General features: G+C 62.6%; 11 protein-coding genes and 1 riboswitch. Of the genes, 2 read left to right on the forward strand and 9 right to left on the reverse strand.

Translation table 11 applies throughout. The features are described 5' to 3' along the window. Positions 1–32: 32 nt before the first annotated feature. From rpmA to M1D88_RS12285, 4 genes are all read right to left on the reverse strand, one after another. The gene (gene rpmA / locus M1D88_RS12270; protein ID WP_247045811.1) at positions 33–296 is read right to left on the reverse strand and encodes a 50S ribosomal protein L27; all 264 of its coding nucleotides are present in this window, start codon (positions 294–296) and stop codon (positions 33–35) included. Between the two features lie 60 nt (positions 297–356). Beyond that, positions 357–665 carry a 50S ribosomal protein L21 gene (gene rplU / locus M1D88_RS12275; RefSeq protein WP_247045937.1) on the reverse strand — a complete coding sequence of 103 codons (309 nt, stop codon included), beginning with the start codon at positions 663–665 and terminating at the stop codon, positions 357–359. Between the two features lie 342 nt (positions 666–1007). Next, a complete protein-coding gene (locus M1D88_RS12280) occupies positions 1008–2579 on the reverse strand; it encodes a bifunctional hydroxymethylpyrimidine kinase/phosphomethylpyrimidine kinase (RefSeq protein WP_458111128.1) in 1572 nt (523 codons plus the stop codon). Further along, positions 2562–2659, reverse strand: a riboswitch (TPP riboswitch). It overlaps the preceding gene by 18 nt. A gap of 119 nt (positions 2660–2778) precedes the next feature. After that, positions 2779–5997, reverse strand: a complete 3219-nt coding sequence (locus M1D88_RS12285) for an Rne/Rng family ribonuclease (protein ID WP_458111129.1) — start codon at positions 5995–5997, stop codon at positions 2779–2781. 488 nt (positions 5998–6485) lie between these two features. Between M1D88_RS12285 and M1D88_RS12290 the strand changes: the two genes are divergently transcribed. Beyond that, a complete protein-coding gene (locus M1D88_RS12290) occupies positions 6486–7163 on the forward strand; it encodes a vitamin K epoxide reductase family protein (RefSeq protein ID WP_458111130.1) in 678 nt (225 codons plus the stop codon). A gap of 112 nt (positions 7164–7275) precedes the next feature. On the opposite strand, the gene ndk is transcribed toward M1D88_RS12290, so the two are convergent. From ndk to M1D88_RS12315, 5 genes are all read right to left on the reverse strand, one after another. Further along, positions 7276–7692 (reverse strand): nucleoside-diphosphate kinase, encoded by a 417-nt coding sequence (gene ndk, locus M1D88_RS12295; RefSeq protein WP_458111131.1) that lies wholly within the window; start codon positions 7690–7692, stop codon positions 7276–7278. 39 nt (positions 7693–7731) lie between these two features. Next, positions 7732–8196, reverse strand: coding sequence for a DUF4233 domain-containing protein (locus tag M1D88_RS12300; RefSeq protein ID WP_458111132.1), 465 nt, complete (start codon positions 8194–8196; stop codon positions 7732–7734). Between the two features lie 3 nt (positions 8197–8199). Next, the gene (locus M1D88_RS12305) at positions 8200–9561 is read right to left on the reverse strand and encodes a bifunctional folylpolyglutamate synthase/dihydrofolate synthase (protein ID WP_458111133.1); all 1362 of its coding nucleotides are present in this window, start codon (positions 9559–9561) and stop codon (positions 8200–8202) included. A 3-nt stretch (positions 9562–9564) separates the two neighbouring features. Next, positions 9565–12903 carry an isoleucine--tRNA ligase gene (ileS, locus tag M1D88_RS12310; protein ID WP_458111134.1) on the reverse strand — a complete coding sequence of 1113 codons (3339 nt, stop codon included), beginning with the start codon at positions 12901–12903 and terminating at the stop codon, positions 9565–9567. 459 nt (positions 12904–13362) lie between these two features. Then, positions 13363–14127, reverse strand: coding sequence for an SDR family oxidoreductase (locus M1D88_RS12315; protein WP_458111135.1), 765 nt, complete (start codon positions 14125–14127; stop codon positions 13363–13365). A 90-nt stretch (positions 14128–14217) separates the two neighbouring features. On the opposite strand from M1D88_RS12315, the gene valS reads away from it, so the two are divergent. After that, the gene (gene valS / locus M1D88_RS12320; RefSeq protein WP_458111136.1) at positions 14218–16896 is read left to right on the forward strand and encodes a valine--tRNA ligase; all 2679 of its coding nucleotides are present in this window, start codon (positions 14218–14220) and stop codon (positions 16894–16896) included. Positions 16897–17067 lie beyond the last annotated feature (171 nt).

A 17067-nucleotide genomic window follows, 5' to 3' on the forward strand; every position in this document is an offset into this window, starting at 1 on the left:
ATGGCCCGCTCCACCGGTTCAAAAACTATTTGTTACTCTGCAGCTGCAGCAGTAACGATGTTCACGACCCGACGGCCGCGGCGGGTGCCGAATTCAACAGCGCCTGCCTGCAGTGCGAACAGGGTGTCGTCGCCGCCGCGTCCTACGCCGGCGCCCGGGTGGAAGTGGGTGCCACGCTGGCGGACGATGATTTCGCCAGCCGAAACGACCTGGCCACCGAAGCGCTTGACGCCAAGGTACTGTGCGTTCGAGTCACGACCGTTGCGAGTGGAGCTCGCGCCTTTTTTATGTGCCATTTGAAATGCCTGCCTCTAAATTCTGGGGAATCTGCTGAAAACCTGAACAGTAACCAGTGGCTACTTGATACCGGTGATCTTGACCTTGGTCAATTCCTGACGGTGACCCTGGCGCTTCTTGTAGCCGGTCTTGTTCTTGAACTTCTGGATGACAATCTTCGGACCACGGAGGTCCTGAAGGATTTCAGCCGTAACCGTTACCTTAGCCAGGTCCGCAGCTGCGGACGTGATCTTGTCACCGTCTACCAGGAGCAGTGCGGGCAGCTGAATGGTGCTGCCGGCTCCACCGGTGACGCGGTTCAGGGTAACGAAGTCTCCAACGGAAACCTTCTCTTGGCGGCCGCCTGCGCGGACAATCGCGTACACCACTTGGGAACTCACTTCTCTCGACGTTTCTTACTAAATTTGCGTGCGGAACCTGGGTCCGGTTGTTTGGCCTGGCTCACGCTGTGCCTCAACGCCGTGGATTCCTCAAGGAAATCCGTGAGCTAGCCCGGAAACAATGTCCACCCGTTTTCTAAGTGGCCCGTTCCCGAGGTCAAAACCCAAGTGTTGGCGTAAGCACCGAAGATCTAGTTTACGCTAATTTTGCCTTCGGTCGCAAATGAGGCTGGTTCCGGGGCTGAGTACGTGATAGGGGCCACATGGGCTTACCTCACGACTTCCCGAACCTTGCCCCATGATCTTACAGGCTCTCCGCCCGCTTCACGTTCATGCGTGCAGGCGCGGCGCGTCAAAGAATTCCACCTCGTAGCGGGAGGACTGCCCGAACGCCACCGCCATGGCTCGGCGCTCGGCTTCGGAACCTGCGAGAGCAGCGCGTTCCGTAAACCCGATGGCCTGACGCGTGGCGGCGGCAAAATCCTCGTCCGCGTACGTCCGTAGCCAGTCGGCGTAGGCATGTTCCGCCGGAGCTCCGTTGGCCTGGAATTCCAAGTGAAGGGTGGCCCCTACTTCTGCATAGAGCCAGAAGCATGGCAAAGCAGCAGCAACAAGCACTCCGTAGCTTCCCGCCAGAGAGCTGGCAAGGAGGTGGTCCACGTACGACTTTGTCACTGGTCCCAGCTCAGATTGAACAGGGCGGGTGCTGAGCCAATTGCGGTGGAGCTCGGATTCGACTTCCAGACACTGCTGTGCGGACCGCGCCCAGAACAATTGTTCCTCTTCGGTGGGAGCCATTGCGGAGGCCCTTGAGAGCACCCTTGAGTATCCATTCAGGTAGATCGCGTCCTGGCTGAGGTAGTAAGCGAACTGCTGTTCAGGCAGTGAGCCTTCAACCAGGCCACGGATGAACTCGAGGCGGTAGATGGACGCCAAATGATGATCGGCGCTCTCGCGCAGTTCCTCCATGAAGACTCTTCCGGACTGCACTTCTGTCTGTCCTTTGGGCTCCGTTACGGGCATGGCCGGAAACTGGTGAAAGTGATGAACAGGGCCGGCTCCCCTGCCCACTTCCAGGATGTCTGATCCCTCCAGGGCTCCGCGCAGCCAGGGCTTGACCTCCCGCAGGGCCTCTTCCCAGTTTCCCAGCCGCGCCTGGCTTGTCGCCAAAGCTGATGAAAGTGAACATCCAGTACCGTGGCTGTTTCGCGTGGGCACACGCTCGCCCGGAACCACCACCACCTTCGCCTGAAACCCAGCCGAAACACTCACGAGGGCATCGGGGCACTCCCCGCCGTCGAGATGCCCGCCCTTTACCAATACCGTGGCGCCGGTGACGGCTGCAAGGCGTTTGCCCTGCTCGAGTGCCGCTTTCCAGTCCTTCGCCAGGGGCTCCTGAAGCAGCATGGCCAGCTCGGGGAGGTTCGGCGTGAGCAAATCAGCCAGCGGCAGCAGCGCCCGGAGTGCTGTTTCGGCGGATTCCTGCAGCAGCCGGTCCCCGCTGGTGGCCACCATGACAGGATCCAGGACGACGACGCCGGGACGGACCTTCGTGAGCCAGGCCCTGACCACGCCAATGACGTCCGCGTCTCCGAGCATCCCGATTTTCACGGCGTCCACGACGATATCGTCGCTGATGGCCTCCAACTGTTCGGCCAGAAAGGAGGCGGGCGGCACGTGGACGGCACGGACGCCTTGGGTGTTCTGCGCCGTAAGGGCCGTTACGACGGCCATCGCGTAGCCGCCATTGGCGGCGATGCTCTTGAGGTCTGCCTGTATCCCAGCGCCGCCGGAAGGATCAGAGCCGGCTATCGCCAGTACCCGGGGAATAGTGCGGAGAACTGCGCTGGCGGAATCGGCAGCCGCAGGTGACGGCAAAAACGTTGAGGACAAAGGAGACATCCCTTCGCCGGTGCTAACCGGACAGGTTCAACGGGTGTGGATCTCAGCCGGCCCTTTGCGCGGCACCCCGTGTCAGGATCCCAGCCTAGCGGGTGTGGGTGAGTGTTAAACAGCCGAAGCCCGGACCGGGATAATCCGGTCCGGGCTTCAGCCATTGACTGTCGCCTACTGGCTGCAGTTCCCCTTGGGACAACTCACCTCACAACTCTGAGGCAGGCACTCCCACACCCAGGATGATGGGCTCGCTTGCAGTGGTGGCAGGCTTGGCCGGCGCTGCCGGGGCCTTGGCCGCGTGAGTGGAACCTGTGGCGGCAGGCGCATCCTGGTTCTGCTCGACGGCGGTCTCGTTCGCAGCTCCCTGCGCACGGCTGGCGCTGCGGTTACGGCGTCCGCGCCTTGAGGAGGATCCTGCTGCTATCGGAGCGGCGTGGACCCCGGGGGCAGTGACCGGCGCGGCGGCAGGCTTCCGGGTTTCCTCAGTCTCCTGTGGCTGATCGCTCTGTTCACCCAGGTGGGCGAAGGCCTCGGCCAGCAGGTCCAGGGTCAACTCCGGTGTCCCCGTTGACGCTTCACCAGCGTGGTCCACGAACGGAAGAACCACTCGTTCACCACCGAAAGTAAGGACAGTAGCGGGACGTCCGCCTGACGTGTCGTCGCCCTGGCCGGTGCGCCCGGCGTCGGAACCTGCCTGAACTGGCTCTGTGGCCTGCGGGCGTGAGGTTTCACGGGAGCGGGACGGTGCCTGGGCAGCGGGTTCTGACCGGACAGCTTCCCGTTCCGCCCCGGTTGCGCTGGCCCGGGCGGCCTGAACGTCGTCGTCATGAAGGTGGGCGGCGTGGGCTGCGGCGGCAATGTTGGCCAACGCTGCCCGGGTTGCTTCAGCCTTGGCATGACGCTCGGCGTCGGTGGGTTCGGCGTGAACGGGTGCCGGAAGCGTCAGCGGCTCTCCCAGGGCCTGCCCGCCCTTGCCGCGACGCCGCTTGCGCTCAGTCCGCGCAGCGGGCTGCACTTCGGCGCGCGGCACGTAGTGCTCCGCGGCGACGGTGTTGGCCCTGCGGTGCTCCACTGGCTCGTCGTGGGTGACCACGCCGCGGCCGGCGCAATGTTCGCATTGCTCGCCGAAGACCTCCAGGAGGCCTGTGCCCATACGCTTGCGTGTCATCTGGACCAGGCCGAGGGAGGTAACTTCAGCCACCTGGTGCTTGGTCCGGTCCCGGCCCAGGCACTCGACCATCCGGCGGAGCACCAGATCCCTGTTGGACTCCAGGACCATGTCGATGAAGTCGATCACGATGATGCCGCCGATGTCCCGCAGGCGCAGTTGGCGCACTACTTCCTCGGCGGCTTCCAGGTTGTTCTTGGTGACGGTCTCTTCGAGGTTTCCGCCGCTCCCCGTGAACTTGCCCGTGTTGACGTCGACTACCGTCATCGCCTCGGTACGGTCGATCACCAGGGAGCCGCCTGACGGCAGGAATACCTTGCGGTCCAGTGCCTTGTGGATCTGCTCATCGATGCGCCAGGCCGAGAAGATGTCCTGGTCCTTGGTCCACTTTTCCAGGCGGCCAACGAGGTCCGGAGCCACGTAGGTCACGTAGGCCTCGATGGTGTCCCAGGCTTCCTCGCCGGAGACGATCAGCTTGGAGAAGTCCTCGTTGAAGACGTCGCGGACAACCTTGATGGTGAGGTCCGGTTCCCCGTAAAGCAGTTCCGGTGCCAGGACCTTCGTGGAGGTCGCCTGGCTTTCGATGCCTTCCCACTGCGCCCGAAGGCGGTTGATGTCGTGGGTCAGCTCCTCTTCGGAAGCCCCCTCGGCAGCGGTACGGACGATGACGCCCGCATCTTCGGGCAGGCGGTCCTTGAGGATTCGCTTGAGCCGGTTCCGTTCGACGTCGGGAAGCTTGCGGGAGATTCCGGTCATGGAGCCGCCAGGCACGTAGACCAGGTAGCGTCCGGGAAGGGAAATCTGGCTGGTCAGGCGTGCGCCCTTGTGCCCTACGGGGTCCTTGGTGACCTGGACCAACACGGAGTCGCCTGATTTAAGGGCGTTCTCAATGCGGCGCTGCTTGCCTTCCAGGCTGGCCACATCCCAGTTGACCTCGCCGGCGTACAGCACGGCATTACGGCCGCGGCCAATGTCGACGAAGGCAGCCTCCATGGACGGCAACACGTTCTGGACCTTGCCCAGGTAGACGTTGCCGATCAGTGAATCCTGCTGGGTCTTTGACACGAAGTGCTCGGCCAGGACGCCGTCTTCGAGAACGGCGATCTGAATTCTGTCATCGCGCTGGCGGACGATCATCTGCCGGTCAACTGATTCACGGCGTGCCAGGAATTCAGCTTCAGTGATGACCGTGCGACGACGGCCCGTGTCGCGCGACTCGCGCCGGCGCTGCTTCTTCGCCTCAAGGCGGGTAGAACCTTTGACGCTGGTGACGCGGTTGCTCACCGGCGCCTCGGTGACGGCCCGGGGTGCGCGGACCCTCGTTACGGTGTTGGGAGGATCGTCGTCTCCCCCGCCGGTAAGTTCGATGTCCTGGTCACCACGGCGGCGACGACGACGGCGGCGCGAGGTGACGCCGTCGCCCAAACCTGCAGTTCCCTGCTCATCAGCTTCCGCTTCACCGGCGTCACCGTCGGTGTCCTCTGTCTCGTCTCCGGCTTCACGCTCGGTTCCGCGGCTGCGGCCACGGCGGCCGCGGCTGCGGCGACGGCGACGGTTGCCGGATTCGTCCAGCTCGCCCTCGTCAGAGGTGTTCTCGGTTTCATCGTCATCCTCGACAACAGGTGCCGGGACAGGCCTGACAACTGTACTGAGATCGGGTGCCTGGAAAATCATGGAGGTTACCGAGCCGGGTTCCAGGAAGAGGGAGCCCACCGCGGGGGTCTCAGCTTTAGGCTGCTCATCGTCCGCAGCTTCCTGGGCTTCCGGTTGTTCCTCGGCAGCTTCGGTTTCCTGTCCGGGAGCAGTAACAGCCGCACCGGCAGACTGGACGGCGTCAGTTGGTGCTTCTTCAGCCTCCGGAGCGGTCTCGGTGGTTTCGTCTTCCACCTCGGCAACAGCTGCTTTCGCGCGGCTGGCGCGTCGACGTACGGGCTTCTTCTTCGGGGCGTCTTCCAGCGCAGGGTCTGTCACTGCGGGTTCGTCGGCGGCAGCTGCTTCCCCAGCGACGGCTGCTTCCTCGGCGACGGCGGACTCAACAGGTTTGCGTGCACGGCTCCGTTTGGCGGGGGCAGCCTTTTCCGGTGCCGCTGCTTCGCCCGTGTCCGTGGGGGTCGCGTCGGGATCGATGGGGATGCCCTCTGCGGTGACGGCCTGGGTCTTGGGGATGGCCTTGCGGCGGGTCCGGGTGGCCTTCTTTGTCGCTTCGGGTGCTTCCGCAGCTTCGACGTTAACGGCTACAACTTGGTCTTTATCCATATGTGGCGATACTCCTGCCCCTGACGTACCGCCACATTCGGCACCCATTGGGGCACTTATTGTCAAAACCCGCAGGCATTGACAGAAGTCAATTGAATACCCTCAGGTTCGCACCGGCAGTGGGGTGCGGCAGCCCTGGAGAGCCGGCGAAATTGTTCTGAAAACCCGTTGTTCTACCAGCCACAACCAGGTGCCGTCCAATGGCATTGCGGGATAGGCCGTGATCGAAGGATCCCCGGCGTGCCCTGCTCATCATTGGCGGTCTTGGGAAACAAGTCACCGGACCGGAATCCGAATGTGGTTCGTCTTCCAGCCACGTTCATTCTCTCACATGGGAAGTCGATTCACCGGGGACGCGCACAACAGGGGCAACGGTGCAAGGACTCTGGGTGGACTATCACACCGGTACACCGCCGTCACACCCCGCACCCAGAGTCCGGCGTTACAATCGGGCAAGGACCATTCAACACAAAGGACGCATCAAGCTCATGCCCAGCATCTCCAAGACCACTGGCGGCGCTGCGCCTGCACAGGGTTTCGCCGACTCCGCCGGAAGCCCCGAGGAGCAGGGGTTGCCTCCGATGACCCGTGCCCGCCCGTTCGCCTGGCTCCTGGTCACCACGGGCATCATCGGCTGGATAGCCTCCGGAATCCTGGTTCTCGAGAAACTCGAAACTCTCAAAGACGCCAACTACACCACTGTCTGCGACGTCAACCCTTGGATCTCTTGTGGTCAGGTCATGCAGACGTGGCAAAGCTCTGTCTTCGGATTCCCCAACATGTTCATTGGGATCGTGGCGTTCGCCATCATTATCACCACGGGCGTGGGACTGCTCGCCGGGGCCACTTTCGGCCGGTGGTACTGGCTGGGCCTTCAGACCGGCGTGACATCAGGCTTCATCTTCGTGATCTGGCTCTGGTCTCAGGCACTCTACGACATCCACGTCCTGTGCCCCTTCTGCATGGTTGTCTGGGCCGCCATGATTCCGCTGTTCGTCTGGGTGACGGTCCGCAACGTCAGCCACAAAGTCATTCCCGTTCCCGCCGGTCTGGCCAAGACACTCGGCGATTATGGCTGGATTATCACGGCACTCCTGTATGTAGCCGTGATCGCCTCGATCTTTTTTGCGTTCCTCAACATGTTTGTTGGCAACGGCGGTATGTAACCGGGCTTCCCTCTAAGGCGCCCAGATGACAGATAAGGCCAATGTTCTTCACGAACATTGGCCTTATCTGTCATCTCGCGGGGTGGTCTAGTGGCCCCAGAAGATTGCTTGCCTACGGGAACCAGATGCCGATCTCGCGTTCGGCCGAGTCGACGGAATCGGAGCCATGGACCAGGTTCTGCTGGACCTTCAGGCCCCAGTCACGGCCAAAGTCGCCGCGGATGGTTCCGGGGGCCGCGGTGGTGGGATCCGTGGTACCCGCCAGTGAACGGAAGCCCTCGATCACTTTGTGGCCTTCAAAGATGGCAGCCACGACCGGGCCGCTGAGCATGAACTCCACGAGGGGCTCATAGAAAGGCTTGCCGGCGTGCTCGGCATAGTGCTGCTCGAGCAGCTCCCTGCTGGCGTTGACCTTTTTCAGCTCGGCCAGAGTATAGCCCTTGGCCTCAATCCGGCTCAGGATGATGCCGCTCAGGTTACGGACTACGCCGTCGGGCTTGATCAAAACGAGGGTGCGCTCAACGCTCACAGTTGCTCCAAGGTAGTGGTTGTGGGGTTCCCGGTAAGTCTACGGGGTTTCGCTGCCGGCTTCGGGCTCGCTCCCGACGGGATGCGAGGCCTCCCATTCGGCTTGTTCGCGCTCCCGTTGGGCGGCTTCCGAATCAAGCCGGATGCCTGTTCGTATGCCGTACCACCAGGCAAGCGCGAACAGCCCCCCAACGAGGAACATCATGGGTTCCACGATTCCGGTAAGGATCAGCACGAGCTGCAGGGCCCAGCCCAGGCCTACGCCCCAGGGTTTGGACAGCACAGCGCACGTGAAAACCAGGACGAGGCTTAGCCCGATGCCGACGGAGAGAATGAGCACGGGTGAAATCTCCCCGCGCCTGAGCCCGAATACCGCGAGTGTGGCGAAGAACGCCACGAAACCCTCAAGTAACAGGACTGTCGAGGCGAACATCACTTTCGTGGAGCGGCGTTTTTTGGGCATGCCTGGCTGCCATTCACGCTGGGCCTTGGTGAGTCTGGCCACCGCTTATACCTCCGTCTTCCCCAGCAGGATGCGGGCTTCTGCAACGAGGGTGATGGAGCCGGTCACCAGGACCCCGCCGGAGAGGTCGTCATTAGACTCGGCGCGCTCCACGGCCCATTCGAGGGCGTCGTCCAACTGGGCGGTGACGTGGACGTTGTCCTCGCCGAATCCCAGGTCCCGGGCCAGCTCTTCGAGGTCTTCTGCCGGGACGGCGCGGGGCGAGTTGGATTGCGTAAAGCAATATTCAGCGGCGAGGTCTCCCAGCGACTCTTTGAGCTGGCGGAGAATCTCCTCCGCATCTTTCTCCTTGAGCACTCCGACCACCACCACGAGCTTGGTCAGGGTGAAGGCTTCATGGATGGCTTCGGCCGAGACCCGGATCCCTTCGGGATTATGGGCGGCATCCACGATGATGGTGGGCGCAGTCCGCACCACTTCCAGACGGCCGGGCGAGGTCACGGAGGCGAAGGCCTCCTGGAGGATCTCGGCGTCGAGCTCTTTCTCCCCTCCGCCGAGGAATGCTTCGAGCGCTGCCACTGCCACTGCGGCATTCTCTGCCTGATGCGCGCCGTGCAGCGGCAACAGCAGGTCCTCGTAACGCCCTGCGAGTCCCTGGATGGTGACAACCTGGCCGCCGACAGCAACGGTCCGTGACGCTACACCGAACTCAACGCCCTCGAACCGGAAGGGAACCTGGACTTCCTTCGCCTTTTCCAGCAGCACCTGTGCGGCGTCCACTGGCTGGGCTGCGCTGATCAGGAATCCGCCGGGCTTGATGATGCCCGCTTTCTCGTAGGCGATGTCCTCGGTGGTGTCACCGAGAAGGTCGGTGTGGTCCAGCGAGATCGGTGTGATGACGGCGACCTGACCGTCGCCCACGTTCGTCGCGTCGGTGATGCCGCCCAAGCCGACTTCCATGACCGCAACGTTGACCGGCTGGTCGGCAAAAACGGCGAACCCGAGGATGGTGAGGCATTCGAAGTAGGTCAGCCGGGGCTGCCCTTCGGCAACGAGTTCTTTGTCCACTATCTCCAGGTAGGGCCTGATCTCATCCCAGATCCGCACGAAGGTGTCATCCGGTACCGGCGAGCCGTCAATGCTGATCCGCTCCGTCACCTTGGAAAGGTGCGGACTGGTGTAACGCCCGGTGCTGAGGCCATGCGCGCGCAGGCCGGCTTCGATCATGCGGGCGGTGGACGTCTTACCGTTGGTACCGGTGATATGGATGATCGGGAAAGCCTTGTTCGGCTCCCCCAGGATTTCCATCGCGCGGAACAAGGGGGCAAGCCGCGGCTCCATTTTGTTTTCGGGGGCACGGCCCAACAGCTCGGCGTAGACACTCTCCACGGAAAATTCGTCGGTCATTGCTCAGGCCCCTATTTTTTCGACGGAAATTTGCGGTTCTGCTGAGTCAGCGGGAGTGGCGACGAGATCAACAGTCAGCGTCTCGGTCTTGACCAGAACCGCATTGGCCAGCAGGGAGTCAACTACGCCCTGTGCGGCTGTGACAGTGGTCCGGATACGGTCACTGACATTCAGTCCGGCATCCTTGCGTGCCTGCTGGATGGCGCGGACCATGTCGCGAGCCAGTCCCTCGGCCTCGAGTTCGGGCGTGACCTCGGTGTTGAGGACCACGAATCCGCCTCCTGGCAGAACCCCGGCTGCCCGGGAACCGGTGCCTGCTGCGGATTCCGCCACGACAGTCTCCAGCTGGTACTCCTGCGGCTCAAGTTCCAGCCCACCAGCAGTAACGACCCCGGCTTCATCTACCGACCAGTCTCCGGACTTTGAGCCCTTGATGGCCTGCTGGACGCTTTTCCCAAGACGCGGACCCGCCGCCCGGGCGTTGACCACGAGCTTCTGCTCGATGCCGAACTCCTCCGGGGAGGCGCTGGCGGCGTCTAGCAACCGCACTGAGCGCAGGTTCAGTTCATCGGCGACGACGGCGGCGAAACCTTCCAGCGCGTCTGCGCCGGGTGCCACCACAGTGAGTTCCTGCAGCGGCAGGCGGACACGCAGGTTCGCTGCCTTGCGCAGGGACGAGCCCGTGGAGCAGATCTGCTGCACGCGGTTCATGGCCTCGACGAGGCCCGCGTTTGGCGGGAACAGCGCTGCGTCCGGCCAGTCGGCCAGATGCACGGAGCGTCCGCCTGTCAGTCCGCGCCAGATCTCCTCGGACACGAGCGGCAGCAAGGATGCTGAGACGCGGCAGACAGCCTCAAGCGCGGTGTAGAGCGCGTCGAAGGCATCAACGTTCTCGTCGAAGAACCGCTGGCGGCTGCGGCGGACGTACCAGTTGGTGAGCATATCCAGGTAACTGCGCAGTTCATCGCAGGCACCGGAGATGTCGTAGCTGTCCAGCTGCGTGGTCATATTCCGCACCAGGTCACCGGTGTTAGCCATCAGGTACTGGTCCAGGGTCTCGGAGTAGCCGTCGTAGCGGAGCCTGGCTTCGTAGCCGTCGCCACCAGCGGAGGCATTCGTGTACAGCGTGAAGAAGCTGTAAACGTTCCAGAGCGGCAGGATGACCTGGCGGACGCCGTCGCGGATTCCCTGTTCAGTGACTACAAGGTTGCCACCGCGCAGGATGGGGCTGGACATCAGGAACCAGCGCATCGCGTCAGAGCCGTCGCGGTCCAGAACCTCGGACACGTCGGGGTAGTTTCGCAGGCTCTTGGACATCTTCTGCCCGTCAGAGCCCAGCACGATGCCGTGGCTGATGACGTTCCGGAAAGCCGGGCGGTCAAACAGTGCCGTGGACAGGATGTGCAGCATGTAGAACCAGCCGCGTGTCTGCCCGATGTACTCCACGATGAAATCTGCGGGGTTGTGGGTATCGAACCATTCCTCGTTCTGGAACGGGTAGTGGACCTGGCCGTAGGGCATGGAACCGGAGTCGAACCAGACGTCCAGGACGTCCTCGACACGGCGCATGACCGACTGGCCCTCTTCCGGGGTCCGGGGATCGTCCGGGTTGGGCCTGGTCAGCTCGTCGATGAAGGGCCGGTGCAGGTCAACCTGGCCGTCCTTGTTCAGCGGCAGCCGGCCGAAATCGGCCTCGATTTCAGCTAGGGAGCCGTAGACGTCGGTGCGCGGGTACTCGGGGTCAGTCGACTGCCACACCGGGATGGGGCTGCCCCAGTAGCGGTTCCGGCTGATGGACCAGTCGCGGGCGTTTTCCAGCCACTTGCCGAACTGCCCGTCCTTGACGTTGCCAGGGATCCAGTTGATTTCCTGGTTGAGCTCTGACATCCGGTCTTTGAATTTGGTGACTTCCACGTACCAGGAGGACACGGCGCGGTAGATCAGGGGGTTGCGGCAGCGCCAGCAGTGCGGGTAGCTGTGCTCATAGCTGGCCTGGCGGACCAGGCGGCCCTGTGCCCGGAGCACCTGCGTGATGGGCTTGTTGGCGTCGAACACCTGTAGCCCGACAATGTCGTGAAGGTCTCCGTGGGAGAACAGCGGCAGGAATTTGGCGCCCTCATCCACGGACAGGACCACTGGAATGCCGGCCTCTTCACAGACCTTCTGGTCATCTTCACCGTAGGCCGGGGCCTGGTGGACGATACCGGTGCCGTCGGTGGTGGTGACGTAATCGGCCACCAGGAACCGCCAGGCATTCTCCGTGCCGAATTTTTCGGCGTCGCTGAAGTCGTTCCAGAGCGGCTGGTACTCAACGCCGTCAAGCTCAGCGCCCGTGACAGTTGCCGTCACCGCGGCCTCGGCAGCTTCAACACCCGCCGTGCCGTCGCCGTATCCGAGGTCTTTTGCGTACATGCCCAGAAGATCGGCAGCGAGAAGGAAACTTCCCGTAACGGGAGCTTCCGGGGAGGCGGCCTTGATCCCGTTGGGACCGGCCGGAAGCACGGCATACGTGATGGACGGCCCGACGGCGAGGGCCAGGTTGGTGGGCAGCGTCCAGGGGGTGGTGGTCCAGGCGAGCGCCTGCACCCCTTCGAGGCGCCGGGACAGTTCCGATGCTCCGGCCTTGATGGGGAACGTCACGGTGACGGTCTGGTCCTGGCGGTTCTTGTAGACGTCGTCGTCCATACGCAGTTCGTGGTTGGAGAGCGGTGTCTCGTCCTTCCAGCAATAGGGCAGCACCCTGTAACCGTTATAGGTGAGGCCTTTTTCGTGGAGCTGTTTGAAAGCCCAGAGCACAGACTCCATGTATTCGACGTTGAGCGTCTTGTAGTCGTTTTCAAAGTCCACCCAGCGGGCCTGGCGGGTGACGTAGTTCTTCCACTCATCGGCGTACTTCATTACCGAGGCCCGGCAGGCGTCGTTGAATTTATCGATGCCCATGGCTTCGATCTGGGTCTTGTCCGTCATACCCAGTTGCTTCATGGCTTCGAGCTCGGCAGGAAGCCCGTGGGTGTCCCAGCCGAAACGGCGTTCGACGCGCTTCCCGCGCTGGGTCTGGTAACGGCCCACCAGGTCCTTGGCATAGCCTGTCAGCAGGTGGCCGTAGTGAGGCAGTCCGTTGGCGAAGGGCGGGCCGTCGTAAAAAACGAACTCGTTGCTGCCTGGGGCACCGCCCGGCAGATCCGAAGGGCGCTGGTCGATGCTCGCCTGGAATGTCCCGTCCTGGTCCCAGTACTTCAGGATCCGCTCTTCAATTTCCGGGAACTTCACGGAGGCTGAGACACCTGAGGTAGGGGAAGCTGCACCGGCGGGTGCGGCCGAGGCCTTGGGGTAATGGGTCATTTCGACATCCTGGGTTGAGCTGGTGAATAAGTGGATTCATTCAGGATGCGAGGACGGCTCCTGGCAGATTGTCCAGTCTCGCTGTCCTGCGATACTTTCCAACGTAGCCCGGCACCGCGGTACCACCTCACTTACCTCCACCGTCTGGCTCCCCCGTGGAGGAGCTGGCCGGCGTCGGCCGCTCATTACTGCTGTAACGGGCTTACCCGTCCGGCTCTACTGACCTTCTCCGCACATGACGTTCGGTGAAGGCGTTCTTCCGGAAGCTCGCCGGTGATTGCCGGGTCAAAGCTGTTGCAGCAAGTCTAACTGTTCCCGCCGGGGCCCTGCTAACCGGAATTCCTCCCGGCGAGGGAGGTGGTGACGAGGCAATCATCCTTGGGCTCGTGCCTATGACACGTGCAAAGCGGACACGTGCAAAGCGCTACCCTCCGGGTCCCGGCGGTCGGCTGACGAGGATCAGGGGCTCTTCCGGATGACTTTGTGATTGGCAGCCTGCGCTACCGGCCGGATCACAATCTGATCCAGATTCACATGGTGGGGGGCCGTGACTGCATAGCGGACGACGTCGGCCACGTCTTCGGCTGTCAACGGGTTCTCGACGCCCTGGTAGACATTTTCGGCGGCGGTGCGGTCTCCACCGAGGCGGTTGAGGGAAAATTCCTCGGTCTGGACCATCCCAGGCGCAATTTCGATGACGCGGATGTTGTGCTCTGCCTCTTCCAGCCTGAGTGCCCCGGTCAGGGCGTGCTGCCCGAACTTCGCTGCGTTATAGCCCGCACCGCCCTCATAGGCGACCAGCCCGGCGGTGGATGTGAGGTTCAGCACTGTGCCTTTGCCGTTGGCCCGGAGCATCGGCAGGAAGGCGCGTGTAAGTTTCATGGTTCCCAGGACATTCACCTCGAACATCCAGGTCCACTCTTCAGTCTTTGCCTCCCCGACCTTGTCGGTGCCGCGGGCACCGCCGGCAATATTGACCAGCGTGTCAGCGCCTCCGGCCTCGGTGACCACAGCCAGCAACCGTGCGACGTCGGCGTCCTGGGTAATATCCGCCGCGATAGCGACCGCACCAGTCTCGGCCGCCAGTGAGGCCAGCCTTTCCTCCCGGCGGGCTACCGCGAAAACGTTCCAGCCCTGCTTTCGGAGCGCACGGACGGTAGCCTCGCCGATCCCTGTGCTTGCCCCGGTAACCACTGCCGTCTTGTTCGGTGTCTCCTCAGTCATGGCACCACCCTAGCGGGATTGCGCGCTCCGCGATTCGAGTGTGACCAGCTCCCGTGCGGGCCATGGAAGAGACCATGAAACAATTGCTCCATGGCTCAAGCAAATCAGGGTACAGACACGCCCACCACTGCCCCTATTAACGTTCCCGACAAGCCCGCGCTGGAAGGGCTGGAAGCTGCCCTCACGCAGCGCTGGCTGAACGAAGGTACGTACAAGTTCGATCCGCAGACGACGCGTGAACAGGTCTATTCCATAGACACTCCCCCGCCGACGGCATCAGGATCCCTTCACGTGGGCCACATGTTCTCGTATACGCAGACAGACGCGCTGGCACGCTATCAGCGGATGTCCGGCAAGAACGTCTTCTACCCCATGGGCTGGGACGACAACGGCCTGCCCACGGAACGCCGCGTGCAGAACTTCTACGGCGTGCGCTGCGATCCTGCCGTTCCCTATAACGCCGATTACCAGCCGCCGGCGGTGCCAGCCAAGAACCAGCGCGATTTCGACGTCGTCTCGCGCCGGAACTTCATTGAGCTATGCGAGGAGCTGGCGGTTGAGGACGAGAAAGTCTTCGAGAACCTCTTCCAGACCCTGGGGCTGTCCGTCGACTGGAACCTCACCTACCGGACGATTGACGACAACTCCCGCGCCGTCTCCCAGCGAGCTTTCCTGGCCAACCTGACCGCCGGTGACGCCTACATGGCCGAGGCCCCCACGCTGTGGGACGTGACTTTCCGCACTGCTGTGGCGCAGGCTGAGCTGGAGGACCGCGAGGTGGCCGGCGCGTACTACCGCTACCCGTTCTTCACTGAAGACGGCGAAAAGATCTACATCGAGACCACCCGCCCGGAACTTCTGGCCGCGTGTGCCGCATTGGTGGCAAACCCCGACGACGAGCGCTACCAGTCGCTGTTCGGCAAGAAGGTCACCTCGCCCCTGTTCGGAGTGGAGGTGGAGGTGAAGGCCCATCATCTCGCCAAAGCGGACAAGGGTTCAGGCATTGCCATGGTCTGCACCTTTGGTGATCTCACCGACGTTACCTGGTGGCGGGAGCTCCAGCTGCCCACCCGCGCCATTGTTGGCCGGGACGGCCGGATCATCGGCGAGACGCCGGAATGGATCACCACAGACGCGGGCCGTGAAGCATTTGAAGCCATCTCCGGCAAGACGGTGTTCAGCGCGAAGGAATCGGTAGTGAAACTCCTTTCCGAGGCTGACCTGCTCGACGGCGAGCCCAAGAAGATCATGCACCCGGTCAACTTCTACGAAAAGGGCGACAAGCCCCTCGAAGTGGTCACCTCCCGCCAGTGGTACATCCGCAACGGCGGACGCGACGAGGACCGCCGCGAACGCCTCATAGCCCGCGGGCATGAGATCGAATTCCACCCCTCATTCATGCGTTCACGTTACGAGAACTGGATCTCCGGGCTGAACGGAGACTGGCTGGTTTCCCGTCAGCGCTTCTTCGGCGTGCCCATTCCTGTCTGGTACCCGCTGGATGCTGACGGCAACCCGCAGTATGACGCGCCGATCCTTCCGGCGGACGAGCAGCTGCCGGTGGACCCGGCAGCCGATGCGGCACCCGGCTATGAAGAAGCCCAGCGCGACGTTCCGGGCGGCTTTACCGGAGACGCAGATATCCTGGACACCTGGGCGACTTCCTGCCTGACGCCGCAGATCGTGGGCGGCTGGAGCCGTGACGAGGAACTCTTCGCCAAGGTCTTCCCGTTCGATCTCCGCCCCCAGGGCCACGACATCATTCGGACCTGGCTCTTTTCCTCCGCCGTCCGCGCCGATGCCCTGCAGAACACCGCACCCTGGAAGCACGCTGCAATCTCCGGCTGGATCCTGGACCCGGAGCGGAAGAAGATGTCCAAGTCCAAGGGCAACGTGGTGGTTCCCACCGACATCCTGGAAGAGTTCGGCTCCGATGCCGTCAGGTACTGGGCTACGTCAGCGAAGCTGGGAGCGGATACGGCCTACGAGATCGCGCAGATGAAGATCGGCCGCAGGCTGGCCATCAAGCTGCTGAACGCCTCCAAGTTCGTCCTCAACCTTGGCGCCACCGAGAACTCCGTGGTTTCCGGCGACCTGTCGGTGCTGACCAATCCCGGGGTTGGTCTGCCCAACCCGGAAAAAGCACCCGCGTCGGGAGCCCTGACCAACCCCTTGGACCGGGCAGTGCTCGCGCAGCTTTCGGACGTGGTGCAGCAGGCCACCAAGGCTTTCGAGAACTACGACTACGCGCGTGCGCTGCAGATTACCGAGAGCTTCTTCTGGCAGTTCACGGACGATTACGTGGAGCTCATTAAGGACCGGGCCTACGGTGCGTCCGGGCCTACGGAACAGGCATCAGTTCTTGCTGCCCTCGCTACCACCCTGGACACGCTGCTGCGCCTGTTCGCCCCCTTCCTGCCCTTCGCAACCGAGGAAGTGTGGAGCTGGTGGCGCTCAGGTTCAGTTCACCGTGCAGCCTGGCCGTCAGCCTTGGAGGTTTCCGACGGCGACACCACCATGCTCGCAACCGTGGGCACCGCACTGAGCGGAATCCGCAAGGCGAAGTCCGAGGCCAAAGTCAAACAGCGCACCGAGGTTCTTTCCGCAACGATCACTGCGTCCGAGGCCCTGACAGCGCAGCTGCGGGCTGGCCTTGGCGACTTAAAAGCTGCCTCGAATGCCCGCGAACTGACCCTCGAAGCCTCGAACGGCGAATTGACTGTGACTGCCGTGGAGTTGGCTCCCGCTGAAGAGGTGCAGAAGGCCTAGGAGCGTCAGGAGCTATTTTTGGGCAAAGGGGAAGCCCCATCAGCGTTTTGCCGTTGGTGGGGCTTCGACTTTTCGGCTGTCTGGTGACGTCTTTGACAGTCTGGCAAGATCCTCAGATTTTCAGGTCTTCCTACCCCGTCACTGGTAGTCTGCTTCTGACTTTGCCGAAGG

Source organism: Arthrobacter sp. R1-13 (assembly GCF_054161475.1).

What these genes read in the sequence shown, in the direction of transcription:
- rpmA (WP_247045811.1), bottom strand. Translation starts at nt 296, where the DNA reads ATGGCACATAAAAAAGGCGCGAGCTCCACTCGCAACGGTCGTGACTCG.
- M1D88_RS12280 (WP_458111128.1), bottom strand. Translation starts at nt 2,579, where the DNA reads ATGTCTCCTTTGTCCTCAACGTTTTTGCCGTCACCTGCGGCTGCCGAT.
- M1D88_RS12285 (WP_458111129.1), bottom strand. Translation starts at nt 5,997, where the DNA reads ATGGATAAAGACCAAGTTGTAGCCGTTAACGTCGAAGCTGCGGAAGCA.
- M1D88_RS12290 (WP_458111130.1), top strand. Translation starts at nt 6,486, where the DNA reads ATGCCCAGCATCTCCAAGACCACTGGCGGCGCTGCGCCTGCACAGGGT.
- M1D88_RS12305 (WP_458111133.1), bottom strand. Translation starts at nt 9,561, where the DNA reads ATGACCGACGAATTTTCCGTGGAGAGTGTCTACGCCGAGCTGTTGGGC.
- ileS (WP_458111134.1), bottom strand. Translation starts at nt 12,903, where the DNA reads ATGACCCATTACCCCAAGGCCTCGGCCGCACCCGCCGGTGCAGCTTCC.
- M1D88_RS12315 (WP_458111135.1), bottom strand. Translation starts at nt 14,127, where the DNA reads ATGACTGAGGAGACACCGAACAAGACGGCAGTGGTTACCGGGGCAAGC.
- valS (WP_458111136.1), top strand. Translation starts at nt 14,218, where the DNA reads ATGGCTCAAGCAAATCAGGGTACAGACACGCCCACCACTGCCCCTATT.